This window comes from Parabacteroides sp. AF18-52, from assembly GCF_003479145.1.
GTDB classification, from domain to species: Bacteria; Bacteroidota; Bacteroidia; order Bacteroidales; family Tannerellaceae; genus Parabacteroides; species Parabacteroides faecis.
Map to the genome: position 1 here is coordinate 262,591 of NZ_QUGR01000008.1, position 26,278 is coordinate 288,868.

Sequence of the window (26,278 nt, forward strand, 5' to 3'; positions counted from 1 at the left end):
TTAAGTCTTTGACATAAAAAAAGCAGGAGCATTTATGATATATGCTTTGGCGCAAATGGTAACATAAATGTCACTCTCCGTTACATTTTGTAGTCTGATATTTATATACATTTGTAGAAAATATGATATTCTACTTTATGCCTGATATACGGAAATGGATTTTGCCGATTCTTTTGACTGTTATCTGCCAGCAGTCGATACATTGGGTGATCGGCTTCTCATTGAACAAGCTGGAGATGATCCCGGTTCAACACTTGAAGGAACTGATCGTTGCTATTCCTATATTATATTATGGAAACTGGCGGATGCATGCCTATATAGAGAAAGAAATATATTATGATAAGTTTTATAACGGTCTTTTGAAAGAGTATCTTTTGTGGACATTCTATTTCGTGTTAGGCATAATCGTTTATGTTTTCTATACGCATCGGCTGTTAGATGTACCGGATTATTTCATGAATTACCTGGTTTCCGTGATAGCTTGTCTTCCTATCCTGTTGTTTTATTATACACTTATACGGGCCGAATATAATAAGAGGAAATTCGAGTCTCTGATCCTGGAACTGAAAAAAGTAAATACAGCAAAGGCTGAAGCTGAACTGAAAGAACGCTTATATGAGTCCAAACTTGACTTTTTTACAGATATCGCCCATGAGTTCAGTACACCTCTGACACTTATTTCTGGACCCTGTAAACTGCTCCTGGAACAGAAGAATGTAAGTCCTCAGGTAATAAAATACGTTCATGTCATTAACCGGAATGCAAAGCGTATGAATTCGTTGATCAGTGATTTGATGGATTTTAAGCAGATGGAATCAGGCTATAAACAGGCAGAGGTAACTAGCCTGAATGTTTCAGAGATTGCAGACCGGGTGATCGAGGCCTTTAAGGTTAACACATCAGGCTCGGAAATAAGTGTGATAAGGCAGTATGAACCTAATCTCTTTTGGAATTCCGATGAGAGATTTCTGACTACGATTCTGATTAACCTGGTATCAAATGCCGTAAAATATAGTAATGAGGAACCGGTAACAGTCGATATTTCTACAAAAAACGGAAATCTCAGGATCTTAGTAATAAACAAAGGGAAAGGCATCAGCGAAGAGGACATCGGGCATATCTTTAACCGGTTTACGATTCTGGATAACTATGGGAAGCAAAAAGGGTGGAGGCGGAATGGATTGGGATTAGCCATTACAGCCAGTATGGTGAAACTTCTCTCGGGAAAGATTAATGCCCGGAGCATTCCCGGTGAAACAACGACTTTTACAGTTGATTTGCCTCCGTTGCAAATTACTAAAACTGAAAAAGATAATGGGATAGGTACGATCAGTAACTTTCTTATTCCCGAATTTGTTTTACCTTCGATAAAATACAAATATATAGAGGACCGGCCTACTGTCACTGTAATCGATGATGATCCGGAAATGCTTTGGTATATATGTGATCTCCTGTCTTCTGATTTTAATGTATTACCGATAAACAGCTCTTCTAAGGCGATTGATCTCCTGTCTAAAAATCATACTGATATCATATTATGTGATATAATGATGGAAGAAATTGACGGAATTACGCTGGCTGCCTTGTTGAAATCGGATAAAAGTACCTCTCATATCCCTTTGATCATAATCTCTGCCGTACATGATATTGAGACACAGACAGAAGCGATTCAAGCGGGAGCTGAGTTCTATATCACAAAGCCTTTTGACAGCGAATATCTTAAAACGACAATAAGAAGCCATCTGAACCGTAAAGAAGATTTGAAAGATTACTTTGCTTCTCCGTTAAGCGCTTATGAGTTGGATATGGGCAAACTGCAACATACGGAAGACCGAAAGTTTTTAAAGAAAATACGTGCAATTATCAATAAAAACATACAAAACGAGAATCTGTCTCCTGATTTTATCGCTAGTGAATTAGGGATGAGCGTGCGTAGCCTGTATCGTAAATTAAAAGAGGTGACTGATAAAGGTCTGCAGGAAATTATATATGACGGAAGACTTGCAGTAGCAGAAAACTTACTGTTGAAATCCAAATTTACCATTCAGGAGATTGTCTTCAAATCAGGCTTTTCTAACCGCATGAGCTTTTACCGGGCTTTTCTGAAAAAGAATGGCTGTACTCCGAAAGAGTTCATCGAGGTAAATAATAAAAGGTGATCACCTGGCTTATAGTTCCTCGCTACTCAATATCAGAACTTCATAATGCATGAAAAGTCCGCTTTCTATCACACCCGTAATAGATTTGATGGCATTTTCCAGGTTATCCGGGATATTGTCGAAGCGGACATCGAGTATCAGGTTTCCATTTTCTGTGATGACCGGACCGTCTTTGCCTTGTGCCATCCGGAGTTTTATTTCTACAGGGCTTAATGACTGTAAAGCCTGGTCTACATGGACCAGTGCATCCGGAAATATCTCAACCGGAACCGGGAAGCGGGAGCCTAGTTTCGAGACCATCTTGGAAGAGTCTGCTATAATAAATGTCCGCGGACTGGAACTGATCAGCAGCTTCTCTTTGAACATGGCACCGCCACGTCCCTTTATCATATTATGACTGAAATCTATTTCGTCTGCCCCGTCAAAAGTCCAGTTGGGTTTATGTTCAAGGAGACTTGTTAGAGGTATGCCGAGTTTGGCGCAGGCCATCTTTATCTCCTGGGAAGTTGGAATTGCCCGGATATGGAGTTGTTCGTTCCGGATACGTTCGGCAATCTTTAACAGGGCCAGATAAGCAGTCGAACCTGAGCCTACACCGATAATATCATTGTCAGTTACCATAGAGGCAATCTTTTCGGCGACCTTTTCTTTCTCTTCCCGGTTGGAAATCTCTTTACCCCATTCCAACGAATTAATTATTGTTTTCTCCCGTTCCATGATATTCTTTTTTTATGAAACAATATGATTCGTGATTTAGTTGCTTTCTCTTAATTTTTATTTTAAATATATGATTGAATAGGCTGTTTCTTGATTTATAACGATTGGCTTATACTTAAACGTTTTATTTGTTATATTTGCTATATTGAAAAGACAGGGAATCGTTTTTTATGCTATTTGTTTGATTTCTTGCCTTGAAAGGTCATAAACTTTGAGATATCAATAATTTAAATACTACGAAAATGAGAAAATTAGGTGTTTTATCTTATGTTTTGTTTATGCTGACGTGTGCTGTCCATGCACAGAACTATTCTTTCAACGGATTAGATATGAATATGGGAAATTTATCCAGATTATCAAATGCGAAGACTCGTTCCATAAGCCCTGAGAATTATACAGGAGCAAAGGGTAATGGAGCTACCGCCGATCCTTTGAAAGATAAAGATGTTATTAATAAAGCGAATGCCTGGGCTGCTTCTAAGGATTTAGGTAAAGGATGGAAAGTAAATCCTTTTATTATAGTAAAACCGGGAGAAACGATAACTATAGCTGAGATTGAAGGTTCAGGAGCCATTCAGCAGATTTGGATGACTCCGACAGGAAACTGGCGCTTTTCCATTATCAGGATGTATTGGGATGATGAGACGGAACCTTCTGTAGAATGTCCGGTAGGTGATTTTTTCTGTAGCGCTTATAATGAATATGCACAACTATCATCTTTAGCTGTATGTGTAAATCCGGGAAGTGCTTTTAATTGTTATTGGAAAATGCCTTTTAGAAAGAAAGCACGGATTACTTTGGAGAATATCAATAATCGTGATGAGATGAGATTGTATTATCAGATAAACTACACTTTGACAGATGTGCCTGAAGATGAAGCTTACTTTCATGCTCAATTTCGTCGTTCAAATCCCACGGAAGGCTCGTTGCATACTTTGTTGGACGGAGTGAAAGGGAAAGGACAATATGTTGGAACTTATCTGGCGTGGCGTGTAAATGATAATTGTTGGTGGGGAGAAGGTGAGATTAAATTTTATATGGATGGAGATAAGAATAATCCGACGATTTGTGGAACGGGGACGGAAGATTATTTTTGCGGATCATATAATTTTGAAAATCCTAAGACGCATCAATATCAGGAATTTACGACTCCTTATGCCGGGATGCACCAGGTAATCCGGCCTGATGGCTTATATCGTGCGGTTACGGCTTTTGGACTTTATCGCTGGCATATTCTGGACCCGATCCGGTTTGATAAAGATTTGAAAGTAACAATACAAGATTTGGGTTGGAGACATGACGGACGCTACAATAACCAAAAATCGGATATTTCTTCCACTTCTTTTTGGTATCAGGCAGAGCCGCATGCTAAATTTCCATCTTTACCCAATAAAGATAATCTGGAGATTCCCAAATGGTAGAAACTTATGAAATATGAGAAAAGCGTCAATTAAAGATATTTAAAGAGAGAGCAGGCGTTTCTAATTAAATAATGTGGCAATTGCCACATTATTTATATTCTGTCCAGTACAGTTTCTATCAGTCTGGTTAAAGAACCTTTATAGTTTGTGTTCATATTCTTGTCTACGCGGCCTGCTATGATACAGCAGACTGTCATAGCGCGGTGTCCCATCAGGGCGGCGAGACCGGCCAGAGATGAACTTTCCATTTCAAAATTGGTAATTTGCCGTCCGTTGTAATTGAATGCTTCGATCTTTTCATTCAATTTCAGATCAGCAAGAGGCAGACGCAATTCGCGTCCCTGCGGACCGTAAAAGCCGTTTGCTGCAATCGTGACGCCACGGATAATATCGTTCCCTGTGATCTGTTCTATCAGAGAATGGTCGGCTGAAACGACATAAGGTGAAAGACCGGAAAGTTTCCAGTCTAGTTGTTCTTTCAACGCTGCTTCAAAAGCCGTATCCCTGACACGTTCGGTATCTGCATAGAAATAAATAACCCCATCAAAACCGATGGATTTCTCCGCAGCAACATAAGTACCGACAGGAACGAATGGCTGAAGACCTCCCGACGTTCCTACACGTACCAACGTCAATTGTTTGAATGCCGGTTTTACTGTCCGGGTTGCAAAGTCGATGTTTGCCAGTGCATCCAGTTCATTCAGAACAATATCTATATTGTCCGTACCGATACCATGGGAAACAACGGTAAGACGTTTCCCTTTATAAGTCCCTGTGATAGTATGAAACTCCCGGCTGGAAACCTCGCACTCCTGCGTGTCGAAGTAAGAAGCAACGGTTGAAACCCTGTCAGGATCACCGACCAGGATCACTTTGTCTGCCAGCTGTTCCGGCTTAAGATGCAGATGGAAAGCGCTTCCATCTGCATTTATAATTAATTCGGATTCGGGAATAACTCTCATCTTTTTAGTCTTTAAGCGGTTTTGAAGGTGCATTAACGGGCTTTGCTATGGCTTCGCGCATAGAAGTGTCCGCATCGATGTTCTTCATTTTATAATAATCCATGATACCCAGATTCCCTGAACGGAAAGCTTCTGCCATTGCTTTCGGAACTTCCGCTTCCGCTTCGATCACCTTCGCACGGGCTTCCTGAGCTTTTGCTTTCATTTCCTGTTCCAGGGCAACTGCCATTGCACGGCGTTCTTCGGCCTTAGCCTGGGCGATATTCTTATCAGCCTGTGCCTGGTCCATCTGAAGGAATGCACCGATATTCTTACCTATGTCGATATCCGCAATATCAATGGACAGGATTTCAAAAGCTGTACCCGCATCTAATCCTTTACGAAGCACCAGCTTAGAGATCGAATCAGGATTCTCCAATACTGTTTTATGGCTTTCGGAAGAACCGATAGACGATACGATACCTTCACCGACACGGGCCAGGATCGTTTCTTCACCGGCGCCACCCACCAACTGTTTGATATTGGCGCGAACGGTAACACGGGCTTTGGCTATCAACTGGATACCGTCTTTCGCAACAGCGGTCACCGGAGGCGTGTCGATCACTTTCGGATTAACCGACATCTGAACGGCTTCGAATACGTCACGACCGGCAAGGTCGATAGCGGTAGCCATCTGGAATGGCAGATCTATATTAGCCTTAGAGGCTGAAACCAGTGCGTGAACCACTTTCTCAACATGTCCGCCAGCCAGGTAATGCGCTTCCAGTTCATCACGGGTCAGAGTTTTCAAACCGGCTTTATGCGCTTCAATCATGGCACGGGCGATAACATAAGGAGGAACATTACGGATACGCATCAGAAATAGCTGTATCAACGAAATGTTTACACCCGAAACCTTGGCCGAGATCCATAGCAGGAACGGCACATAGTAAAAGAAAATTGCCAGCAGCAATACCGCTGCACCCAGTAGGATAAAAGGCAAATAGTTCAATTCTTCCATATAAATTAAATTAAGCGTGAATATCTGTTTGTTCTTTTCTCTTTACCAATACGTTGTAGCCGTCTACGCGCAGCACTTCGATCGGTGTATTTTCATCTATCAACTCGTCCATCGACTTGGCTTCGACCGTAATACCTTTGATACGCGCTTTCCCGATAGGGGCAAGGCGGGAGAGGGTGATGCCTTCATCGCCCGGTTCGATACCCAGGTCACGGCTCGACGTCAGTTTGGAGTCGACATCTGTTTTCAGGGCAACCTTGTTGAACGACCTGGCGCGTAATAACCACACAAAAGCTGCGGCAAAAGCGGTTAACGACAGGAACAAGGTGATATGTCCCGCCATTTCACCGACAGTATAGGCGTAAATTACACCTGCTGCAGCGAAAAGGAATCCTCCGACACCGGCAATCGTTATCCCCGGCAGAAGAAATATTTCCAGCAGGATAAGCACGATGGCTACCAGCATTAAGAAGACAATAATGGTTATTTCCCAGATCATAATAGTTGTGTGTTCTATCTGTTGCTTTTTAAATAATTAATTTCGATGTTACGAGCTTTCTTTTCCAATTCTTCCGGCTGGTCGAGCAAGCTGTTCAATTGTTCTTCCGCTTCCAGAATGGACGATTTCAGCTGTTCCTTTTTAGCACTATTCCCGGAAGAATAGGAGGCTCTGAGGTCTGCCAGCTTTTCATTCAGTTCTTTTATTTGTTTGTTCAGTGCAACAACTTTGCCGTAGTAACTTTTGGCTTCCGGACTCTTGATCTCATCCAGTTTGTAGTAAACCAGGCTGTTGTTTATCACGAATTCGAAATCTTTCTCGATCTTCACTTCTCCGTAAGGGATCTCTTTATGGGCCAGTTCTACCAGGTTACTGTAATCGCTTCCCGGTTTCCATGAATCCTGTATGGAAGTGATGGCGGCACGGGCGCGCTTCATCTCGATGTCTTCACTTTCTACACGGCTGTGTTCGTTGTTCGGGATGAACAGGTAGACACAAACTTTGTCTTCCGGTTGGAAGCGGTCTGAAACGAACCATCCCAATTCTTTTGTCTCGTCATACACCATCATGTAGTCGTTGAACGGTGAGTTGAAAGGCATACTCAACTGTTCCGGAGTCAGGTAAGTGTCCGAATTGATGTTATAACGGGTTACGAACAAGTCATATCCTCCCAACGATCCGTTTCCTTTGGATGCATAATAGATCGTAACGCCATCCGACAAGACAAAAGGATAGTTGTCGTCTTCTTTACTGTTGATATTCATGGGTAACTGTTTTTCATCTCCCCATTTGTCCATCAGTTTGGATTGGGTGAAGAGGCAATAACGGTCGTTATCCGTAGCATGGGCATAATAAATCTTGTCACCTTTCTGATTCATATAAACAGAAGAAGCGACAGGTTCGTTTGTCTGGAAGAAGTCTTTAAAAGAAACCAGTGTTCCGCTTTCTTCGCTTAATGTATAGGCTGCCAGGAAATCATCTTTGTCGACAACGATGCTGTCTATAATCTGCACATCTTCCGTTTTTTCCATCATCCGGTGAGCGTTCTCTGCCAGGTTGAGTTTGGTTTCAAAAGCCTGCGTATCCTGTTTCTTCTTTGTCAGCAGGTCAATGTATTCTTCCAGCATTTCGGCAGCTTCATCAAAGCGGTAGGTTTGATAATAAACGTCTGCCAGGTAGCGGTAAGCATCCTGTACTTTGCGTTTCACTGCAACTTTCAAATGTTTTTCCGCACCGGCGATATCTCCGGTCTCATAGCAGCAAACACCGTACCAAAGGTTATAGGAAGAGTTGCTGGGAGCTTGCTTCACCAGTTTCTCAAAGGCAGGTTTAGCCTCGGCGTATTGACCTTCGTTGTATAGTTTTTTTGCCTGGTCCAGGCTCTGTGCCTGCAGGCTGCAGCAAAGTAATGTAATTCCAATTGTGTAAAACAGTTTCTTAGATAACCGGCTCATGTCTCTTATTATAATATAATTATACTGATTCAAAGATAATAATATTTTTAGTTAAGCATACAATTCATTGGATAAATATCTATTTTTGTGCCCGATTTAAGAATAGATATGGCAAAATTGACAGTAGAAGAGCTCCTGTTCCGGAAAGTAGAAGAGAAGGTGAAAAAGGCTATTTATGAATATGGCCTGATTGCTGACGGCGACCGTATCCTGATCGGATTGTCGGGTGGAAAGGACTCTTTAGCCCTTGTCGATCTTCTGGGACGGCGTTCCAAAATATATCATCCCCGCTTCGAAGTGGTTGTCGCACATATTGTAATGACCAATATCCCTTACAGTTCGGATTTGGAATATCTGAAAAGCTGTGCCGACGAACATGGATTGCCTTTTATCATTCATGAAACAAGTTTCGACGCTTCTACCGATACGCGTAAATCGCCTTGTTTCCTTTGTTCCTGGACACGCCGGAAGGCTTTGTTCGATATTGCGAAAAAACAGAACTGCAACAAGATAGCTTTGGGACACCATCAGGATGATATTCTTGAAACATTGCTGATGAATATGACACATCAGGGGGCGATCGGGACGATGCCTCCGCGTTTGAAGATGGATAAATTCGCCATGGAGATCATCCGTCCGATGTGCCTGGTCGAAGAGAAAGAGCTGATCCGTATAGCGGGATGGAGGGGATATCGCAAACAGATCAAAAACTGCCCGTATGAATCGGGGTCCAGCCGTTCGGATATGAAAGAGGTCCTGGCACGTCTGGAGGCTATCAACCCGGAGGCACGTTACAGTATTTGGAACAGTATGTCGAATATACAATCGGATTATCTTCCTCAAAAAATAAATAAATAAGTTATGCAGGGTTTTTATACTATTCTGTTATTGGTCGTATCTAATATTTTTATGACATGTGCGTGGTACGGACATTTGAAAATGAAACAACAGTTCAGTTGGTTTGAGCACCTACCCTTGATCGGTGTGATCTTATTCAGTTGGTTTCTGGCCTTTTTTGAGTATTGCTTTCAGGTACCGGCTAACCGTATGGGGTTCAGAGAGAATGGAGGACCGTTCAATTTGATTCAACTGAAAGTAATTCAGGAGGTTATTACGCTTGTTGTATTTGTCGCTTTCAGTACGGTTGCTTTTAAAGGAGAGTCTTTTAAATGGAATCATGCGCTGGCTTGCTTGTTTCTGGTAGCGGCCGTATATTTGGTATTTAAGAAGTGAATGAGCAATAGCAAAGGATGAACCCTCCTTTGGAATTTATTCGTTGGATGAATATATTTCTGAAGGTGGGTTCGTTGTATGGATAAGATTATTTTTTAACTATCACTTTTTGTTAGTAATTTTATTTTGTCTAATTAGAGATCGTCTATGAATTATGTATATCTTTGTGTATTACGTAACACATAAAACACTTAATTATGAAAAATTCAGATCCGAAAGCCATGGCAGAGAATGAAAGAAAAGAGTTGCAGGACCGGTATATCCGTTTCGATTGGGCCATCAAGAAGGCCAACTTCGATGTGCTCGAAGGTTTCCTGACCGTCATGCTGCGCGAAGAGGTTCATATCCTCGAAATCCTTGAAAGCGAAGGTAACCAGAAGAGTGCCGATGACAAGTTCAACCGTGTCGACATCAAGGCGAAGAACAGCAAAGGCGAGATCATTATCGTCGAAATCCAGAATACCCGCGAAGTGCATTATCTCGAGCGCATCCTTTACGGCGTAGCCAAAGCCATCACCGAGCATATCTCGTTGGGTGAAGGTTATCAGAAAGTGAAGAAAGTCTACTCTATTAGTATTCTCTATTTCGACCTCGGTGTGGGAACGGATTATTTTTACCACGGGCAGAATCATTTCACGGGTGTACATACCGGTGACCGCCTGCGAATCAACATGCGCGACCGTGATGCCGTTATCACTCGCCTGCCGGCTGAGATCTTCCCCGAATACATCCTGATCCGTGTAAACGAGTTCGACAAAGTCGCTATGACCCCTCTGGACGAATGGATCGAATATCTGAAAGACGGGACGATCCGTCCGGACACAACAACGCCGGGCCTTCGTGAAGCTCGCGAGAAACTGAAATACTACTCGATGTCTACGAGTGAGCGGCATGCATACGATGAACACCTAAATGTAATCATGATCCAGAACGACGTGCTCGACACTGCCAAATGGGAAGGTCGAATCGAAGGGTTGGCCGAAGGAAAAGCAGAAGGTGAGGCCAAGTTACAACAAACAGCAGCTAATATGAAACGTTTGGGCATAAGTACAGCCGACATTGCTGAATGTACAGGATTACCGGTAGAGGAAATAGAGAAGTTATAGAGGCTGCTGGTGTCGGACGAGTATATATGATTTCTTATAATAACTAACACAAAGTTTTCAAAATTCATCTGCCATCTGTTACCTTTCTGTGTATCTTATTGGTTATTAGTGTAATAAATGTGGCAGATGCGTTGTTTTATCTGCAACTGCATCTGCCATCATCTGTCACTCTCTCTTTGTAATCTGATTCATATAGGTGAAATTAGTCATTGCATCGTTTAGTAGTAACTGCCTGGTACCTTGAAATTAGTATAAAGGTGCTTGTTTACTAAAACCAGGATGTACAGGGTAATCGTCTAAGGTGTAGAGAATCGTCGACTATGATGTACAGGGTATTCTGCTATCATGTAGAGGGTAAATATGGTGAATAAGAATGATGGTGCTAACTGCTTGTTAATCAATTGCTAAATAGTGGATGTGCAGGGGCTTGTTATTCTGATAGCAAGGTGACAGATGGTGACAGATGCAGTTGCGGATAAAACGAGTCGTCTGCAACGTTTATTGGATTGATAGTCAGTTGGATAATAGAATGTGTGACAGATGGCAGATGGATTTTGAAAACTTTGGTTCTGTGTTAATTCAGAATCGCTTCACTTGTGTTTCAATGAAGTTTATAATCTCTGTTTCCTGTTCCGGATGAAACCATTCTATCTCTTCGTCCCGCTTGAACCAGGTCATTTGTTTGCGGGCATAGACGCGGGAGTTGCGTTTGATCTTTTCAACGGCCAGGTCGAGCGACCATTCGCCGTCAAAATATTTGAATAATTCTTTGTAACCGACTGTATTGAGAGAATTCAAATGGCGGAAAGGATAAACCTTGCGGGCTTCCTCCAATAAACCGTCTGCCATCATCTGGTCGACACGGCGGTTGATACGGTCGCATAGCTCTTCGCGATCGCGTGTCAAACCTATTTTGATGATCCTGAACGGACGCTCTTTCCGGCTGTTCGTACGGAAAGAAGAGTAAGGTTTTCCTGTCATCCGGCAAATCTCGACCGCATGAATGACCCGTTTGTAGTTCATCCGGTCTACTTCTTCATAATGCACCGGGTCTGCTTCCTGCAATTCCTGCAGAATATTTTCCAACCCTTCACGCTTGAACTGAGCGTAAATGGCTTCGCGTATCTCCGGGGTAACAGTCGGAATGTCATCGATGCCTTTACATACGGCATCGATATACATCATAGACCCGCCGGTCATAACGACTGTCGGTGTTGTCTGGTGAAGTGTATTTAAAAGGGAGATAACGTCTTCTTCAAAGTTACTGGCACTGTAATAATCGGTCAGGTTTAAAGTCCCGACCATGTAATGCCTGACTCTTGCCATTTGCTCTGCAGTGGGGGCAGCTGTCCCGACAGGAAGGTCTTTATAGAGCTGACGGGAGTCGGATGAAATAATAGGAGAACCGAAATGTTCTGCTACACGCAGGCTCAATTCGGTCTTTCCGACTCCTGTCGGCCCGAGTAATATGACAAGGGAATTCATTTATTAAAAACGCTCGTCGTCGTACGGGTTATCTATCGGTCCGTCGGCTAAGCCTTCGAAACCTTCTTTATCCAGTTCGTCGATGTCGTATTCTGAATCGCCGTAAAAATCTTCGCCGATCTCTGTGCTTCCGTTCTTGGTCTCGAACTGGTCGAAGTCGATTGTCTGAGCAGGAGGAAGGCCGATCGATTTGCTGACAATCGCTTTGTCGAGATCCTTGCCCGGTTCGATTTCGCGGAGTTCCATGAAGAAAGCACGTTCAGTCATGTAGTCGAAAACGAACATAAGTTTCTGATGCTCGTCTTCAAGCAATTCTTCCAGGCGAGTTTCTTCCATTATATAGTTATCCACTTCCGAAGTGGTGTCCATTTCAACTAATGTAATTTCTGTATTTTTGCTCCAATCGTCGTCACAAATAAAGAAAGAGCACATTTGATCTTTCGTGTAGCCAACCGAGTCCAGGATGGCATCGTGCAGGTCAAGGAAAGTTGCTTCCGCATCAATCTTGATTTCGCGTTTGAAGTCATCTACTTCATCTGATAGAATGAGGAATCTGAATACCATAGTCTTTTTAGTTTTTTGTTGGTTCAAAAGTAGTAAAAAATATCAATACCCATATATAACAGTCTAAAAAAAGAGGCATATTACGTGAAGTAAATAAATACAAAAGGCCGTCAGTCCTGAAAGAAGCTGACAGCCTTTTGAAATAGTTTGTATTTCTTATCGTTTACTCGTCGATGGAACCTCTGACGATACCACGTTCGGAAGTCTTGATAAAGTTGAGTATCAAGTCTCTTTCCTCGCTGGGTTCGTATTCGGTCTCGATAGCTTTCAACGCTTCCGTATTGTTCAAACCGCGGGTATATAACGTACGGTAGATATCCTGGATCAGGAACACTTGTTGATTGGTAAATCCGCGGCGGCGCAATCCTACGATATTGATACCGCAGTAAACGATCGGATCGCGGCCGATCAGTGTGTAAGGAGGAATATCTTTACCGATACGTGAGCCGCCCTGAACCATCACATGTTTCGAAATGCGGGTAAACTGGTGAACCAGGCTACCGCCGCTGACAATAGCAAAATCGTCAATCTCCACTTCGCCGGCTATCTGGGATGCATTCCCGATGATGATATGATCTTTCAGTACGCAGTCGTGTGCAATATGGGAATATGCCATGATCAGGCAATCGTTTCCGACAACGGTTTTTCCCTTCGAAGCAGTTCCGCGGTTGATCGTGACACATTCGCGGATCGTCGTATTGTTTCCGACTTCTGCGGTTGTCTGCTCACCTTTGAACTTGAGGTCTTGTGGAACACCGGCAATTACAGCTCCCGGGAAAATGGAACAGTTGTTTCCTATCCGTGCCCCGTCGAGAATGACTGCATGTGAATATATATGACAATTGTCGCCTATTACTACATCCTTTTCAATCACTGCGAAAGGATCTATCGTTACATTCTCACCGATCTTTGCTTCGGGATGAACGACTGCTAAAGGGGATTGATTCATTGCCTTCTTTATTATTATTTGTTTTTAATGATCTGAGCCATAAATTCAGCTTCGCAAACCAGTTTGTCACCTACGAAGATATACCCCTTCATCGTTGAAATACCGCGGCGGATAGGAGCCAGCAGTTCCAGACGTAGGATCAATGTATCTCCGGGAACCACTTTCTGACGGAATTTCACGCCGTCGATCTTCATGAAGTAAGTGGAATAACGTTCCGGTTCGTCTACTGAATTGAGAACAAGCAAACCGCCTGTCTGTGCCATTGCTTCAACCAGCAAAACACCCGGTGTAACAGGTTCCTGCGGGAAGTGTCCGGTAAAGAACGGTTCGTTTGTGGTAATATTTTTTATTCCGACAATGTAGTTACCGCCGATTTCGATGATCTTATCGACCAACAGGAACGGGTAACGGTGCGGGAGTAATTCGCGGATGCGGTTGATATCCATGATCGGTTCGGCGTTCGGATCGTAAACCGGAGCCTGTACCTCGTTTAATTTGATGTCCTTGCGGATCATGCGGGCCAGTTGATTGTTGATCTTATGTCCCGGACGGGTTGCGATGATACGTCCGCGGATAGGCTTGCCGATCAATGCCAGGTCGCCGAGTACGTCGATCAGTTTATGGCGGGCGGGTTCGTTGTCGAACACCAGAGGTTTATTATTGATATATCCCAGGTCGTGTACATCCTTATGAGGGATACCTACTTCGTCGGCCAGTTTGTCAAGTGTTTCCTGCGGCATCTTCTTGTCGTAGATAACGATCGCGTTATCCAGGTCTCCGCCTTTGATCAGGTTGTTCTGGCGGAGCATTTCAACTTCGCGAACAAATACGAATGTACGGGAAGCTGCAATTTCTTCCGGAAATTCGCTCAGGTCGTTCAGTGTAGCGAACTGGTTGGACAATACCGGAGAATCGAAAGAGATCAGTACGTTTACGCTGAACTTTTCATCCGGAAGGATGATGAGTGAAGAACCGGTTTCTTCGTCTTTAACTTCAATCTTATGCTTTACTATATAGAAGTCTTTCGGAGCGTTTTGTTCAACGATCCCTGCTTGCTGGATTTCTTCGGAGAAGAAGCGTGAGCTGCCGTCCAGGATAGGGAATTCCGGTGCGTTCACTTCAATCAGGCAGTTGTCGATCTCATAGGCATATAAAGCTGCCATAGCATGTTCGACAGTGCTGATCTGAATGCCGTTCTTGGATAGAACGGTACCTCTTTGTGTGCTGGCCACATTTTCTGCCAATGCATCGATAACAGGTTCTCCTTCCAGGTCGACACGTTTAATTTTGTATCCGTGGTTTTCTGGTGCCGGGTTGAACGTGATCTGAATGTCCAGTCCGGTATGCAAGCCTTTGCCTTGCATCGAGAAACTTTTGGCTAGCGTCTTTTGTTTCTGCATATTATATAATTATTTATTGATTTCTTTCTTTAGTTGTTCGATCTCGCGTTGTAACTGTCCCATCGTGCGGTACATATCCGGCAGACGGTTGAATATGGCACTCGAACGCATGAAGTTTTTCGCATCGATAGCAGGAGCACCCAAAACGGTTTTTGCTTCCTTAATGTCGCTGATCACACCTGCCTGGGCACCGAATACTACATGGTCGGCAATATGGATATGTCCTGCCAGACCTACCTGGCCGCCGAACATACAGTGACTGCCGATCTTAACAGAACCGGCTATACCTACCTGGGCCGCCATTACCGTATTTTCTCCAACTTCCACATTATGGGCGATCTGAACCAGGTTGTCCAGTTTCACACCTTTATGAATGATGGTAGAACCCATTACGGCACGGTCGATCGTCGTGTTGGCTCCAACTTCTACGTTGTCTTCCAGTATGACGTTTCCCAGCTGCGGGATCTTCTTGTAATTTTCTCCTTCGGGGGCGAACCCGAATCCGTCCGAACCGATTACCGAACCGGCATGCAGGATACAGTTGCTTCCGATCTTACATCCGTTGTAAATAGTCGTGTGCGGATAAAGAATGCAGTTATCTCCGATAGTTACATTATCCCCGATATATGCGTTGGGATATACCTGACAATTCTTTCCCAGTCTGACATTATCCCCGATATATGCAAAATTGCCGACAAAGCAACCTTCTCCCAGTGTGGCAGAAGCTGCGATAAATGCGGTTGAAGAAACTCCGGTCTTTTTAGGTTTTGACTGTTCTACCAGATTGAGTAACATAGCAAGAGCAGAATAGGCATTTTCTACTTTTACTAAAGTAGCAGTAATCTGTTCAGCCGGAGAAAAGTCGTTATTTACCAGAACAATGCTCGCTTCTGTATTATAGATATAATGTTCGTACTTAGGATTTGCCAGGAACGTCAGTGTTCCGGGTTGTCCTTCTTCTATTTTTGAGAAGTTGCTGACTTTCACTTCCGGGTTGCCATCAACGGTTCCGCCAAGAAAGTCCGCTATTTGTTGGGCTGATAACTCCATTACTTATTTTGTTATATTGTATTTGAATTGAGACTGCTCCACTAAGAACAAAGCAGTTTGCAAAAATGGTGAAAATTATTGGGATAGCCTATGCTTTACAGGGAATAATTCCTTTATCATGCAGATATCCTGCCATTTCACGTTGTACTGCCTGTGCTGCTTCACGGGCAAATGATGCGAAATTTTCCGATTTGTCTACGTAAATGATCGCACGTGAAGAATTAACAAGCAAACCGCACTGATCGTTCATTCCGTACTGGGCAACTTCCTGCAGACTGCCTCCTTGTGCACCGACACCCGGTACCAACAGGAAGTGGTTGGGAGCCTGTTTACGGATATCGAGGAACATTTTCCCCTGAGTTGCACCGACAACGTACATCATCTGTTCGTCGGTAGCCCAATCCTGCGACTTCTTCAATACTTTTTCAAACAGACGTTCGCCGTTGGCATCTTCCGTCATCTGGAAATCCTGTGAACCCTTGTTGGAGGTCAATGCCAGCAGGATCACCCATGCTTCCGGATAAATCAGGAACGGTTTCACGCTATCTTCGCCCATATAAGGGGCCACTGTAACGGCGTCTACCTTGATATGATCGAAGAAAGAGCGGGCGTACATCTCAGATGTGTTACCGATGTCGCCACGTTTTGCGTCGGCGATAATGAACTGGTCCGGATAATTTTCACGCAGGTAAGTGACTGTCTTTTCAAACGCGAGCATTCCTTTAACTCCCAGACTTTCATAGAAAGCCAGGTTCGGTTTGTAAGCCACGCAATAGTCGGCTGTAGCGTCGATGATCGCTTTGTTAAAAGCAAAGATAGGATCTTCTTCAGAAAGTAAATGCTGCGGGATTTTTTTTATATCTGTATCCAATCCAACGCAAAGGAAAGATTGTTTCTTTTTAATGTTTTCGAATAATTGTTGCTTGTTCATCTTGTCTTGTGTCAAATAGTGAAATTGTTATAGTTCGGCCTCTTTCAGACGTTCTGCATTTTCGGCAACAGTCAGTTGGTCGATGCAGGATTGTATGTCGCCATCCATGAAAGCTGATAAATTATAGATCGTGTAGTTGATACGATGATCGGTGATACGTCCTTGCGGATAGTTGTATGTCCGGATCTTCGCGGATCGGTCGCCCGACGAAACCATTGTCTTACGTTTGTTGGCAATGTCGTCCAGGTATTTCTGATGTTCTTTGTCGTAGATAAAAGAACGCAGGCGGGTGAGTGCACGTTCCTTGTTTTTCGGCTGGTCGCGTGTCTCCGTACATTCGATCAGGATCTCTTCGCTCACGCCGGTGTTCGGGTTTTTCCAGACATAACGCAAGCGTACGCCCGATTCGACCTTGTTCACATTCTGGCCGCCGGCACCTCCCGAACGGAAAGTATCCCATTTAATTTCACCTTCATTAATTTCAACATCAAACTCGTCTGCTTCGGGGAGCACAGCCACGGTGGCTGCTGAAGTATGTACACGTCCCTGGGTTTCGGTGCTGGGCACGCGCTGAACGCGGTGTACACCCGATTCATATTTAAGTGTACCGTATGCTTTTTCACCGCTGACGGTAAAGATAATTTCCTTATATCCGCCCGACGAACCTTCGCTGCAACTCGACAGAGCTACTTTCCAACCTTTGGTTTCGCAGTACTTCATGTACATACGATATAAATCGCCGGCAAAAAGGGCGGCCTCATCGCCTCCCGTTCCGCCGCGTATTTCAACGATGGCATTCTTGTCGTCTTCCGGATCGCTGGGGACAAGCAACAGCTTGATCTCTTCTTCCAGTTCCGGGATACGGGCGTTGCAGGCATCCAACTCATCACGGGCAATTTCCCTCATTTCGGGATCCTGTTCCGTTTCCAGCAGTTGGCGTGCTTCTTTTATTCCGTTTAAAGTATTGACATATTCGTTGCGGGTAACCACGATCTTCTCCAGATCGCGGTACTCTTTATTGAGTTTTACAAACCGTTTCATATCGGCAATCACTGCCGGGTCGGTGATCAGTGTCCCGACTTCTTCAAAACGGCTTACTAATCCGTCTAGTCTTCCTAATAAATTATTATCGGCCATTTATCAGATTAATATACGAAGCGACCTTTTTCGCTTTCAATGATCAATTCGTTTTTATCTGCTTCTTCCACGAAGCCTACAACCTGTGCGTCGATATTGAAGCTTTTGGCAATGCCGATCACTTCTTCTGCATGTTCGGGCGATAGGTAAATTTCCATGCGGTGGCCCATGTTGAACACTTTATACATTTCGCTCCAGTCCGTTCCGCTCTGTTCCTGAATAATGCGGAAAAGGGGAGGGACAGGGAACAGGTTGTTCTTTGTCACACGTTTGTTTTCTACAAAATGCATCACTTTGGTCTGTGCTCCGCCGGAACAGTGTACCATACCATGTATCTGCGGACGCAGTTTGTCCAGCAATACTTTGATCACAGGAGCATAGGTGCGGGTAGGAGACAATACCAGTTTTCCGGCGTCGATACCCAGTTCTTCGATCTTGTTGGTCAGTTTCAGTCCGCCTGAATAAACCAATTCGTCAGGAACGGCTGCATCATAGCTTTCCGGATATTTGCTTGCCAGATATTTGGCGAATACGTCGTGACGGGCAGAGGTCAGGCCATTGCTGCCGGTTCCGCCGTTATATTCTTTTTCGTAGGTAGATTGTCCGTAAGAAGCCATGCCGACAATTACGTCTCCACCCTGTATATTACTGTTGTCAACCACATCCGACCGTTTCATGCGGCAGGTAACGGTACTGTCCACAATGATGGTACGAACCAGATCGCCCACATCGGCAGTCTCGCCTCCGGTTGCATAACAGCCTACGCCCATTTCACGCAGTTCGGCCAGCAGTTCGTCCGTTCCGTTAATAATGGCGGAGATGACTTCGCCGGGGATCAGCAGTTTATTGCGTCCGATAGTGGAAGAAACGAGTATATTGTCTACTGCGCCTACACACAGCAAGTCGTCGATGTTCATGATCAGTGCATCCTGAGCTATACCTTTCCACACAGACAGATCTCCGGTTTCTTTCCAGTACATGTAAGCCAGGGATGATTTCGTTCCGGCTCCGTCAGCGTGCATAATGTTGCAATATTCAGGATCACCGCCTAATATATCGGGGATGATCTTACAAAATGCTTTAGGGAATATTCCCTTATCGATGTTCTTTATCGCATTGTGAACATCTTCTTTTGAAGCGGATACACCGCGCAGGTTGTAACGTTGGTCACTCATTGTTTTTACATATTTGGCTGCAAAGATACTATTTTTTTATGTTACTTATCTAAGTTTAAGCACATCTCCTTCTTCAGGAACGTAATCTTTGTCTTTTTTATTCATCTTATACAGGCTCTTAATCTGTATTCCGTATTTCTGTGCAATGCTGTGCATGGACTCTCCGATCTGTACAACATGGTCGTAATTAGGCTTGTCTGCCTTTTTCTTCTTCTTTTCCAGATAGACGATATCGCCTTTCTGTAATGGGAAGTCTTCCGGCACCTCATTGTATTTTTTCAGTTCTCTGACGCTGAAGTCCAGATTGCGTGCGATCTGGTCGAAACTGTCGTTCTCTTTTGCATAGACATACAACAGTCCGAAAGTTCTGTATATCGTGTAGTTGACCGACGGATATTTTTGTTTCTTCTTTTCCTGATGTGTCGTTTTCTGTATTTTTCCGGAATCGTAACGATAAAGTTCGTAATCCTCAATCACTTTGATCAGTTTATTGGCATAGGCACGGTCGGTTGCGTAACCGCATTTCTGCAGGCCTCTCGCCCATCCTTTATAATCGGTGATCTTTAGACGGAACAGCGATTCGTAGCGTGAGCGTTTCAGGAATTTGGAATGGTCTTCATACGAATCTTCCACCCGTTTGTACTTCCGGAAACATTCACCGCGTAAATCATCATCATGATATACGCGTCCGCCACGCCAGTCTGAATGGCATTTGATACCGAAGTGGTTGTTTGAACGGCGTGCCAGATCGCTTTGTCCGGCTCCGGATTCAAGTAATCCCTGTGCGAGTGTGATACTGGCAGGAATCCGGTGTTGCCTTTGTTGTTCCACAGCCAGAGTGCTGTATGTCTTTATATATTTTTCGTAGGAAGGTATTTTCCTCTGGGTTGCTGCTTCCGCAAATGTCGCAATGAAAAATAAAAGGCAAAAAATACGTATCGTTAGTTTCATAAAAGAGCTCTCTAAAGTATTTATTTTCGCAAAGATAATGAAGCTGGATATATTATTCTTCTAAATAATCTATAAAAAGCAGGTTTATATACTGCTAATTTTAGCCAGATAATCATAATGCTCACCTTCCTGTATCTTTTCCGCTTTGAACCCGTTGTTGGCAGCATGTAGGCAGAGCGTTTGAAAATCCAGATATAACCAGTCGAAGCGGTCGCCTTTTATATTCTTATATTGCATACGAAAATCTACTTCACCGTAATAGTCGTCTTCCATATCTATATCGAGATTACCGTCTTCGTCTTCAAAGAGGTAACGCAGGTCGGAGGAATCCATTAATACGTAGCCTCCCGGAGCAAGCAGGCGCTTTAATGCGTCAAAGAAAACCGGAAGATTACTGATCTTTCCAACGATTCCCGAACCGTTCATCAACATCAGGATCGTATCGAAGGAACCGTGGAACTGTTCGCTAAAGAAATTATCCAGGCTAACCTCTTTTACTCCTCTTTTTTGCATCGTTTCAATTGATAATGGAGATATATCGATCGCTTTGACTGTCTTGCCCATTTCCTGTAATGCCAACGAATGGCAACCGCTTCCGGCTCCGACATCGAGAATGTTACCGTAACTTATCCGGAGGGCTTCCTGTTCGAGTGCGGGCATTTCTGCGAAGTTACGGAATAACTGTTTTACCGGAATCTCATCTTCGTCGAACATGGAAGAGAAAACGCGCAGTTTACTGGCTTTACCGTTAGCAAAATAATCGGCGATAGCCGCACCCATCGGGTCTTTTTGAGGTGTGAGCAGAGGTATTTGCATATACTGATTGGAATTATTCGTATTTTATCGGACAAAGATACAAATTTACTATCTTTGTTTGTCTAATCATTGAGCTTATGAAAGAAATCAAACTGAAAACCCCAATAACAGTATATTTGCTGAACGAAGTCCCGGATGAGGAATTACCTTTAGTGAATGCTGCCCTGAAAGCGACTGAGCAATCGTATGCACCTTATTCGGAATTTCATGTCGGTGCGGCTGCGTTGTTGGCCGATGGGACGATTGTGACGGGCAGTAATCAGGAAAATGCGGCTTATCCTTCCGGTCTGTGTGCGGAAAGGGTAACCTTGTTTCATGCCGGACATCAGTATCCGGACGTACCTGTGGTTGCTTTGGCTATCGCAGCGTCTACAGGTGGCAAACAAGTAGAAAGTATTTCTCCCTGTGGTGCCTGCCGTCAGGTTTTGCTGGAAACGGAACAACGTTATAACAGGCCGATGAAGGTATTGCTTTGTGGGACGAAGGAGGTGGTAGTGGCGCCGAGTGCGGCATCTCTTTTACCTCTTTGCTTCGGTAAAGATAATCTTTGATCTTTAAAAGGTGGAGTCTTAATATGACCGGTAGGAAATAAAAACAGGGCAGGAAGTTCGACTTCCTGCCCTGTTTTTTATCTTGATCCGGTTATCCGATCAGATTCCCAGAGAAGCTTTGATCTGGTTGATCTTTTCTTCGGCAGCTTTTTCTGCTTCCGGCAGATCTTCCAGGCTGTTTACTTTGGAATGAACTTCGCAGTAGAATTTGATCTTCGGCTCTGTACCTGAAGGACGGATAGATACTTTCGTATTGTCTTCAGTGAAATATTGCAGCACATTGGATGTTGTCGGCATATCCAAAGTGATTGTCTCGTTATCGCTGTAGCTGTAACCTTTCAGAGATGCATAGTCATAGAACAAAGATACTTTTGAACCTGCGATTTCCTGTAACGGATTTTCGCGGAAGTTCTTCATCATGGCTTCGATCTCTTCAGCACCGCTCTTGCCTTTCTTCACGACAGAGATACCTTTTTCTTTAGAGAAACCGTATTGTACATAAATATTCTGTAACAACTGATACATGGTGATATTCTGGTCTTTCGCCCATGCAGCGATTTCTGCCAGAATAGCACATGCAGAAACAGCATCTTTATCGCGAACGAAGTCTTCGCAAAGGAATCCGTAGCTTTCTTCACCGCCACCGATATAGTTTTTCTTTCCTTCGTTTTTCTTCATTACGTCGGCAATCCATTTGAAGCCTGTGTAAACGTCGTATAGTTCGACGCCGTTACGTTCGGCGATCGTACGGATCAGCTCTGTGGTAACGATTGTTTTTACGATATATTCCTTACCGTTGATCTTACCCAGTTCTTTCCAACGGGTGATCAGGTAATAAACGAACATCAATGCAGTCTGGTTACCATTCAGTAAAACCCATTCACCGTCGTTGTTCTTTACGGCAGCACCTACGCGGTCAGCATCCGGGTCGGAAGCCAGTACCAGGTCAGCATCTGTTTCTTTTGCTTTTTCAACAGCCATGGCCAATGCAGCCGGTTCTTCCGGATTCGGAGAGATTACCGTAGGGAAATCACCGCTTACCACATCCTGTTCGGGAACATGGATGACATTGGTGAATCCGAATGCTTTCAATGTAGCCGGAATGATCTTTACCCCGGTACCGTGGATCGGAGTGTAAACGATCTTCATGTCGTGATGACGTTTGATCGCTTCCGGAGAAAGGGAAATCGTTGTCAAAGCGTCGATGTACAGGTTGTCGATTTCTGAACCGATGATTTCGATCAGCTCTTTATTTCCTTTGAATTTGATATCGCTGGCGTTGCGGATCTTATTTACTTCAGCAATCGTGTTACGGTCGTGCGGAGCGATCATCTGTGCACCGTCGTCCCAATAGGCTTTGTAGCCGTTATATTCTTTCGGGTTATGGGATGCTGTCAGGATGATACCGCTCTGACATCCCAGTTTACGGATAGCGAAAGACATTTCCGGTGTCGGGCGAAGGTCTTCAAACATGTAAACTTTGATACCATTAGCAGAGAAGATGTCGGCCGAGATTTCGGCAAACTTACGGCTGTTGTTACGGCAGTCATGTCCGATAACAACTTTGATCTGATCCAGGTTGGCAAATTCTTTTTTTAGATAGTTTGACAAACCTTGTGTAGCGGCACCGACTGTATAAATATTCATACGGTTGGTGCCTACACCCATGATACCTCTTAAACCTCCTGTACCAAATTCAAGGTCTTTGTAGAATGATTCGATCAGTTCTGTCGGATCTTCATTGTCCAGTAATTCCTGTACTTTTGCTTTTGTTTCGGCATCATAACTTTTGGTAAGCCAGCTTTGAGCTTTACTTCTTACCATTTCTAACAGTTCGTTGTTTTCCATACCCAAATATCTTGCATTTATATATGTGTTATTTCTTAATTTATGAGAAAACAAAGATACAAATTAATTGTTGTAAACAATGGCTTGCATCCTTATTTTCAAGAAAAAAGACAAGTTATTTCTTACCATGTAAACGGATAAGTATAAGAGGTTTGATTTCCACAGGCATCTGTTACGACCAGTTCCAATGTGTGTTTCCCTCTCGACAGCCGCTCTTTATCGAAGTGATAAGTGATAACGGATTGGCTGTTCATCTCGAATAAGACGAATTGTCCGTCGATTTCTCCCCGGTATGTTTGTACACCGCTCAGATTGTCCGACAACCTGAATGAAATGGCTTGCTTGCTGACCCATGTGGCGGGATTGAGCGGCGTAATAGTCGGAGGTACAATGTCTTGTCCTGGCGTGTAGCTGCCCATTTCGCGTATATCTGCATCGATCCAGCCATTGCGGTAAACGCCTCCGGTCCATGACCTGCGTCCGTTTTGCAGGCGGACAATTCCGTATTGTTGTTTGTTTTCCAGTGTATCTGTCTGCAGGCGTAGGGAGAGTTTGGCTGATTTGTGTAAGGCGATCGGTTTATTATGTAATGTATGTACGGCTCCCAATGCAGTGCTGTCTTCTTTTACCGAATAGCGGAAATACAGGTCGTCATAGAGATTTCCTTTCGGGATTGTCAGGCGGATTCCTTTGGCTCCGAAACGGTTGTCACTCCACCAATGGAAAAGTTCGGTATTATCTGTGTCGATTTCCGGTATAGGCTGCTCTTTCCCTTCAATCCGAAGGATTAGCTGGGTGGTGTTGCCGAATGCATCTGCCAGACGGTAGGTTAAATGATACGTACGGGGTTCATCGACCGTCAGGATACCGCGGTTAATACTTTCAATGAACCGCAGGCGGTTACCCGGATCGACAAAGCTTTTCATATAGAAAGAGCGATGTTCTTTCCATTCCTCAAAATCTGTGAAACTGTTCAGATACCGGGTTTCATCGAAAGCAAAACGGTCCAAGTTGCTATGATAGATGACCTGGCTGTCTGCTGTCAGCGTGATTTCTTTAACACCGTAGATATTGGAGGTATTATCCATATAGTCGTAACCTTTTACCGCCAGTCCTATCTCTCCCCATGCCTCGATCTTTCCTGTCAATGTTTGTTTGCCGTTCTTGGCGGTGACGGGCTTTAGTTCCAGTTTCCGGCGGCTACCGTTTACTACGCCTTTTCCTTCTACAGGACAGATCATGATACCTTGTATCCGGGGAGGTTTGGTGTCCTGTATCAGCTCTTTATAATACTCGATCGGGTCCATCGGTTCCTCTGTTTTCGTGTCGCGCACTTCGAAATGGAGGTGAGGACCGCCGGAGCTGCCGGTATTTCCGCTTAAAGCGACCAGTTCGCCTTCCTTGACCGGCAATTCATCAGGAGTGAGTGCCAGGTTTACATTGAAACTCTCTGATTCATACTGTTTATTTTTAACATAGGCTGCGATCTTCGGGGAGAATTTCTGTAGATGTCCGTAAACAGTCGTTGTACCGTCCGGGTGTGTGATATATAAGCCGTTACCGTATCCCCACGGACTGACTGATATGCGCGAAACATAACCGTCTTGCACGGAATGTATCGGTTTTCCTTCCACTCCTTGTGTTTTGAAATCTATTCCTGAGTGAAAATGATTGCTTCTTAGTTCTCCGAAATTGCCGCTAAGCAAGACCGGATGATCCATCGGTTTGCGAAGTTGCTGCGCTTCGGCTGTAATGCTTGTAATTCCGGCGAAGAAAAGAAATCCAGCCAGTATATGATGTTTCTGCATGTTTGTTTTAATTCAAATCTTTATCAGGCAAAGATAGTAAAAAGTCGGTAATGATCGGTAAATGATCGCTGTAACCGCCTTCATATTTAAAGCCATAATAGGTTCGGAAAGGACGTTTGCCATGCCAGGTCTTATCTTCGGTAAGCAGGAAAGGTGGTATGAATATCCGGTTGCTTCCGGGGGCAACATGCATGGTGGAATTTTTATCAAGCAGATTTCCGGAAACAATGATATGGTCGAGCTGATTCCATTCACCCTGGTATTTGTGTGTTCCCGGATGATTCAGGACGTGGGGATCGGCGAAAAGGTTATAAAGTTTGTTCGCCTCCGTTCTTGTGGTGATTTTTTCGGCAGCCAGTATTTGTGTGATACTGGTATTTTCCGGTGTATCGTTGAAGTCACCCATGATCAGGATTTGAGGATTTGTGCGAATTCTCAGTAAGGAGTCGCAAAGCTCACGTAATGTTCGGGCAGCGTCGAAGCGGTCTGCTTCGCTCTCTTTTTCACCTCCGTAGCGTGACGGGAGATGGCAGACGAATACATCTAAAGTGTCGGAAGTGATGACCTTTCCCCATACATGGAGAATATTACGGGTTTGTTTATGTTTTTTGTGCGTAAAGATAACCGGATGTTCTTTGTGACCGATGTAGCCGAACCGGTCCCGTTGGTAGAGAAGAGCAGAATTTATACCTCTTATATCTGAACCATGTGTCATACAATATCGGTATTGTTGCAGTTTTAATGGTGTCTGGTAGAGCAAATGGGTCAGGACAGAATCATTTTCCACTTCACAAAGAGCGATTAAGGCGGGTGTATCCCATTCACCTGCGGCACTGATCACTTTCGCTACCTGCTGGAGTTTATGATAATACCGTCCGCGTGTCCAGTGATGGTTGCCCGACGGGAGGAAGTCGTTGTCGTTCTTGTCCGGATTGTCTTCTGTGTCGAAGAGGTTCTCTACGTTGTAACTCATGACTCTGAACCCGGATTGGGCATTTGCCGGAAGGGTGAGAAAGGCTAGAACGTAAATGAGTATAGTTAAGGTTCTGGTCATATATAATT

24 protein-coding genes are annotated in these 26,278 nt (G+C 44.1%); 6 read left to right on the top strand and 18 right to left on the bottom strand.

Annotated features, from left to right (window positions below; translation table 11 throughout):
* The first annotated feature begins 122 nt into the window (after positions 1–122).
* Positions 123–2,159: an ATP-binding protein gene (locus DWX23_RS15095; protein ID WP_122375076.1), complete on the top strand. Its 2,037-nt coding sequence runs from the start codon at positions 123–125 to the stop codon at positions 2,157–2,159.
* A gap of 9 nt (positions 2,160–2,168) precedes the next feature.
* Here the strand turns inward: DWX23_RS15095 and rpiA are convergent, their stop codons facing one another.
* Positions 2,169–2,876, bottom strand: a complete 708-nt coding sequence (gene rpiA / locus DWX23_RS15100; RefSeq protein ID WP_122375077.1) for a ribose 5-phosphate isomerase A — start codon at positions 2,874–2,876, stop codon at positions 2,169–2,171.
* 242 nt (positions 2,877–3,118) lie between these two features.
* Here rpiA and DWX23_RS15105 point away from each other — a divergent pair, with 242 nt between their 5' ends.
* A complete protein-coding gene (locus DWX23_RS15105) occupies positions 3,119–4,297 on the top strand; it encodes a glycoside hydrolase family 172 protein (protein WP_122375078.1) in 1,179 nt (392 codons plus the stop codon).
* A 92-nt stretch (positions 4,298–4,389) separates the two neighbouring features.
* Here the strand turns inward: DWX23_RS15105 and DWX23_RS15110 are convergent, their stop codons facing one another.
* Genes DWX23_RS15110 through DWX23_RS15125 form a run of 4 tightly spaced genes read right to left on the bottom strand, consistent with a single transcriptional unit; the run spans position 4,390 to position 8,212 of the window.
* Entirely contained in the window at positions 4,390–5,259 is an 870-nt protein-coding gene (locus tag DWX23_RS15110) for a nucleoside phosphorylase (protein ID WP_122375079.1), read from the bottom strand.
* Between the two features lie 4 nt (positions 5,260–5,263).
* Positions 5,264–6,259, bottom strand: a complete 996-nt coding sequence (gene floA / locus DWX23_RS15115; protein WP_122353761.1) for a flotillin-like protein FloA — start codon at positions 6,257–6,259, stop codon at positions 5,264–5,266.
* 10 nt (positions 6,260–6,269) lie between these two features.
* Complete coding sequence (locus tag DWX23_RS15120) at positions 6,270–6,758, bottom strand: NfeD family protein (protein WP_122353760.1); 489 nt, start codon at positions 6,756–6,758, stop codon at positions 6,270–6,272.
* 14 nt (positions 6,759–6,772) lie between these two features.
* A complete protein-coding gene (locus DWX23_RS15125; RefSeq protein ID WP_122375080.1) occupies positions 6,773–8,212 on the bottom strand; it encodes a tetratricopeptide repeat protein in 1,440 nt (479 codons plus the stop codon).
* Positions 8,213–8,320: 108 nt separating this feature from the next.
* On the opposite strand from DWX23_RS15125, the gene DWX23_RS15130 reads away from it, so the two are divergent.
* The 3 genes from DWX23_RS15130 (at position 8,321) to DWX23_RS15140 (ending at position 10,551) form a co-directional block, all read left to right on the top strand.
* On the top strand, positions 8,321–9,070 hold the full coding sequence (locus DWX23_RS15130; protein WP_122375081.1) for an ATP-binding protein: 750 nt from the start codon (positions 8,321–8,323) through the stop codon (positions 9,068–9,070).
* Between the two features lie 3 nt (positions 9,071–9,073).
* Positions 9,074–9,445: a DMT family protein gene (locus DWX23_RS15135; RefSeq protein ID WP_122375082.1), complete on the top strand. Its 372-nt coding sequence runs from the start codon at positions 9,074–9,076 to the stop codon at positions 9,443–9,445.
* A gap of 197 nt (positions 9,446–9,642) precedes the next feature.
* Positions 9,643–10,551, top strand: a complete 909-nt coding sequence (locus DWX23_RS15140) for an Rpn family recombination-promoting nuclease/putative transposase (protein WP_122375083.1) — start codon at positions 9,643–9,645, stop codon at positions 10,549–10,551.
* 579 nt (positions 10,552–11,130) lie between these two features.
* Here the strand turns inward: DWX23_RS15140 and miaA are convergent.
* The 10 genes from miaA to DWX23_RS15190 all read right to left on the bottom strand — a co-directional run bounded on the left by miaA (position 11,131) and on the right by DWX23_RS15190 (position 21,009).
* On the bottom strand, positions 11,131–12,036 hold the full coding sequence (miaA, locus tag DWX23_RS15145) for a tRNA (adenosine(37)-N6)-dimethylallyltransferase MiaA (RefSeq protein WP_122375084.1): 906 nt from the start codon (positions 12,034–12,036) through the stop codon (positions 11,131–11,133).
* 3 nt (positions 12,037–12,039) lie between these two features.
* The gene (locus tag DWX23_RS15150; RefSeq protein ID WP_122353751.1) at positions 12,040–12,600 is read right to left on the bottom strand and encodes a hypothetical protein; all 561 of its coding nucleotides are present in this window, start codon (positions 12,598–12,600) and stop codon (positions 12,040–12,042) included.
* Positions 12,601–12,763: 163 nt separating this feature from the next.
* Positions 12,764–13,549: an acyl-ACP--UDP-N-acetylglucosamine O-acyltransferase gene (lpxA, locus tag DWX23_RS15155; RefSeq protein WP_122353750.1), complete on the bottom strand. Its 786-nt coding sequence runs from the start codon at positions 13,547–13,549 to the stop codon at positions 12,764–12,766.
* Positions 13,550–13,563: 14 nt separating this feature from the next.
* Positions 13,564–14,949 (bottom strand): bifunctional UDP-3-O-[3-hydroxymyristoyl] N-acetylglucosamine deacetylase/3-hydroxyacyl-ACP dehydratase, encoded by a 1,386-nt coding sequence (locus DWX23_RS15160; RefSeq protein ID WP_122353749.1) that lies wholly within the window; start codon positions 14,947–14,949, stop codon positions 13,564–13,566.
* Positions 14,950–14,958: 9 nt separating this feature from the next.
* Positions 14,959–15,999 carry a UDP-3-O-(3-hydroxymyristoyl)glucosamine N-acyltransferase gene (lpxD, locus tag DWX23_RS15165; RefSeq protein ID WP_122375085.1) on the bottom strand — a complete coding sequence of 347 codons (1,041 nt, stop codon included), beginning with the start codon at positions 15,997–15,999 and terminating at the stop codon, positions 14,959–14,961.
* Between the two features lie 88 nt (positions 16,000–16,087).
* The gene (gene pyrF / locus DWX23_RS15170; protein ID WP_122353747.1) at positions 16,088–16,930 is read right to left on the bottom strand and encodes an orotidine-5'-phosphate decarboxylase; all 843 of its coding nucleotides are present in this window, start codon (positions 16,928–16,930) and stop codon (positions 16,088–16,090) included.
* Between the two features lie 27 nt (positions 16,931–16,957).
* Positions 16,958–18,067: a peptide chain release factor 1 gene (gene prfA, locus DWX23_RS15175; protein ID WP_122353746.1), complete on the bottom strand. Its 1,110-nt coding sequence runs from the start codon at positions 18,065–18,067 to the stop codon at positions 16,958–16,960.
* An 8-nt stretch (positions 18,068–18,075) separates the two neighbouring features.
* Complete coding sequence (locus DWX23_RS15180) at positions 18,076–19,242, bottom strand: AIR synthase related protein (RefSeq protein ID WP_122375086.1); 1,167 nt, start codon at positions 19,240–19,242, stop codon at positions 18,076–18,078.
* A 45-nt stretch (positions 19,243–19,287) separates the two neighbouring features.
* Positions 19,288–20,193 (bottom strand): glucosaminidase domain-containing protein, encoded by a 906-nt coding sequence (locus DWX23_RS15185; RefSeq protein WP_122375087.1) that lies wholly within the window; start codon positions 20,191–20,193, stop codon positions 19,288–19,290.
* Between the two features lie 84 nt (positions 20,194–20,277).
* Complete coding sequence (locus DWX23_RS15190; protein WP_122375088.1) at positions 20,278–21,009, bottom strand: bifunctional 2-polyprenyl-6-hydroxyphenol methylase/3-demethylubiquinol 3-O-methyltransferase UbiG; 732 nt, start codon at positions 21,007–21,009, stop codon at positions 20,278–20,280.
* A 77-nt stretch (positions 21,010–21,086) separates the two neighbouring features.
* Between DWX23_RS15190 and DWX23_RS15195 the strand changes: the two genes are divergently transcribed.
* Positions 21,087–21,560 carry a cytidine deaminase gene (locus DWX23_RS15195; RefSeq protein WP_122375089.1) on the top strand — a complete coding sequence of 158 codons (474 nt, stop codon included), beginning with the start codon at positions 21,087–21,089 and terminating at the stop codon, positions 21,558–21,560.
* A 99-nt stretch (positions 21,561–21,659) separates the two neighbouring features.
* On the opposite strand, the gene DWX23_RS15200 is transcribed toward DWX23_RS15195, so the two are convergent.
* The 3 genes from DWX23_RS15200 to DWX23_RS15210 form a co-directional block, all read right to left on the bottom strand.
* Positions 21,660–23,408: a phospho-sugar mutase gene (locus DWX23_RS15200; RefSeq protein WP_122353738.1), complete on the bottom strand. Its 1,749-nt coding sequence runs from the start codon at positions 23,406–23,408 to the stop codon at positions 21,660–21,662.
* 122 nt (positions 23,409–23,530) lie between these two features.
* The gene (locus DWX23_RS15205; RefSeq protein ID WP_122375090.1) at positions 23,531–25,216 is read right to left on the bottom strand and encodes a M23 family metallopeptidase; all 1,686 of its coding nucleotides are present in this window, start codon (positions 25,214–25,216) and stop codon (positions 23,531–23,533) included.
* Positions 25,217–25,223: 7 nt separating this feature from the next.
* A complete protein-coding gene (locus tag DWX23_RS15210) occupies positions 25,224–26,270 on the bottom strand; it encodes an endonuclease/exonuclease/phosphatase family protein (protein ID WP_122375091.1) in 1,047 nt (348 codons plus the stop codon).
* Between the last annotated feature and the right edge of the window lie 8 nt (positions 26,271–26,278).

What these genes read in the sequence shown, in the direction of transcription:
- lpxA (WP_122353750.1), bottom strand. Translation starts at nt 13,549, where the DNA reads ATGAATCAATCCCCTTTAGCAGTCGTTCATCCCGAAGCAAAGATCGGT.
- DWX23_RS15105 (WP_122375078.1), top strand. Translation starts at nt 3,119, where the DNA reads ATGAGAAAATTAGGTGTTTTATCTTATGTTTTGTTTATGCTGACGTGT.
- DWX23_RS15120 (WP_122353760.1), bottom strand. Translation starts at nt 6,758, where the DNA reads ATGATCTGGGAAATAACCATTATTGTCTTCTTAATGCTGGTAGCCATC.
- lpxD (WP_122375085.1), bottom strand. Translation starts at nt 15,999, where the DNA reads ATGGAGTTATCAGCCCAACAAATAGCGGACTTTCTTGGCGGAACCGTT.
- DWX23_RS15190 (WP_122375088.1), bottom strand. Translation starts at nt 21,009, where the DNA reads ATGCAAATACCTCTGCTCACACCTCAAAAAGACCCGATGGGTGCGGCT.
- DWX23_RS15125 (WP_122375080.1), bottom strand. Translation starts at nt 8,212, where the DNA reads ATGAGCCGGTTATCTAAGAAACTGTTTTACACAATTGGAATTACATTA.
- prfA (WP_122353746.1), bottom strand. Translation starts at nt 18,067, where the DNA reads ATGGCCGATAATAATTTATTAGGAAGACTAGACGGATTAGTAAGCCGT.
- DWX23_RS15195 (WP_122375089.1), top strand. Translation starts at nt 21,087, where the DNA reads ATGAAAGAAATCAAACTGAAAACCCCAATAACAGTATATTTGCTGAAC.
- floA (WP_122353761.1), bottom strand. Translation starts at nt 6,259, where the DNA reads ATGGAAGAATTGAACTATTTGCCTTTTATCCTACTGGGTGCAGCGGTA.
- DWX23_RS15150 (WP_122353751.1), bottom strand. Translation starts at nt 12,600, where the DNA reads ATGGTATTCAGATTCCTCATTCTATCAGATGAAGTAGATGACTTCAAA.
- DWX23_RS15130 (WP_122375081.1), top strand. Translation starts at nt 8,321, where the DNA reads ATGGCAAAATTGACAGTAGAAGAGCTCCTGTTCCGGAAAGTAGAAGAG.
- pyrF (WP_122353747.1), bottom strand. Translation starts at nt 16,930, where the DNA reads ATGAACAAGCAACAATTATTCGAAAACATTAAAAAGAAACAATCTTTC.
- DWX23_RS15180 (WP_122375086.1), bottom strand. Translation starts at nt 19,242, where the DNA reads ATGAGTGACCAACGTTACAACCTGCGCGGTGTATCCGCTTCAAAAGAA.
- DWX23_RS15095 (WP_122375076.1), top strand. Translation starts at nt 123, where the DNA reads ATGATATTCTACTTTATGCCTGATATACGGAAATGGATTTTGCCGATT.
- DWX23_RS15185 (WP_122375087.1), bottom strand. Translation starts at nt 20,193, where the DNA reads ATGAAACTAACGATACGTATTTTTTGCCTTTTATTTTTCATTGCGACA.
- DWX23_RS15160 (WP_122353749.1), bottom strand. Translation starts at nt 14,949, where the DNA reads ATGCAGAAACAAAAGACGCTAGCCAAAAGTTTCTCGATGCAAGGCAAA.
- DWX23_RS15110 (WP_122375079.1), bottom strand. Translation starts at nt 5,259, where the DNA reads ATGAGAGTTATTCCCGAATCCGAATTAATTATAAATGCAGATGGAAGC.
- rpiA (WP_122375077.1), bottom strand. Translation starts at nt 2,876, where the DNA reads ATGGAACGGGAGAAAACAATAATTAATTCGTTGGAATGGGGTAAAGAG.
- miaA (WP_122375084.1), bottom strand. Translation starts at nt 12,036, where the DNA reads ATGAATTCCCTTGTCATATTACTCGGGCCGACAGGAGTCGGAAAGACC.
- DWX23_RS15205 (WP_122375090.1), bottom strand. Translation starts at nt 25,216, where the DNA reads ATGCAGAAACATCATATACTGGCTGGATTTCTTTTCTTCGCCGGAATT.
- DWX23_RS15135 (WP_122375082.1), top strand. Translation starts at nt 9,074, where the DNA reads ATGCAGGGTTTTTATACTATTCTGTTATTGGTCGTATCTAATATTTTT.
- DWX23_RS15140 (WP_122375083.1), top strand. Translation starts at nt 9,643, where the DNA reads ATGAAAAATTCAGATCCGAAAGCCATGGCAGAGAATGAAAGAAAAGAG.
- DWX23_RS15200 (WP_122353738.1), bottom strand. Translation starts at nt 23,408, where the DNA reads ATGGAAAACAACGAACTGTTAGAAATGGTAAGAAGTAAAGCTCAAAGC.
- DWX23_RS15210 (WP_122375091.1), bottom strand. Translation starts at nt 26,270, where the DNA reads ATGACCAGAACCTTAACTATACTCATTTACGTTCTAGCCTTTCTCACC.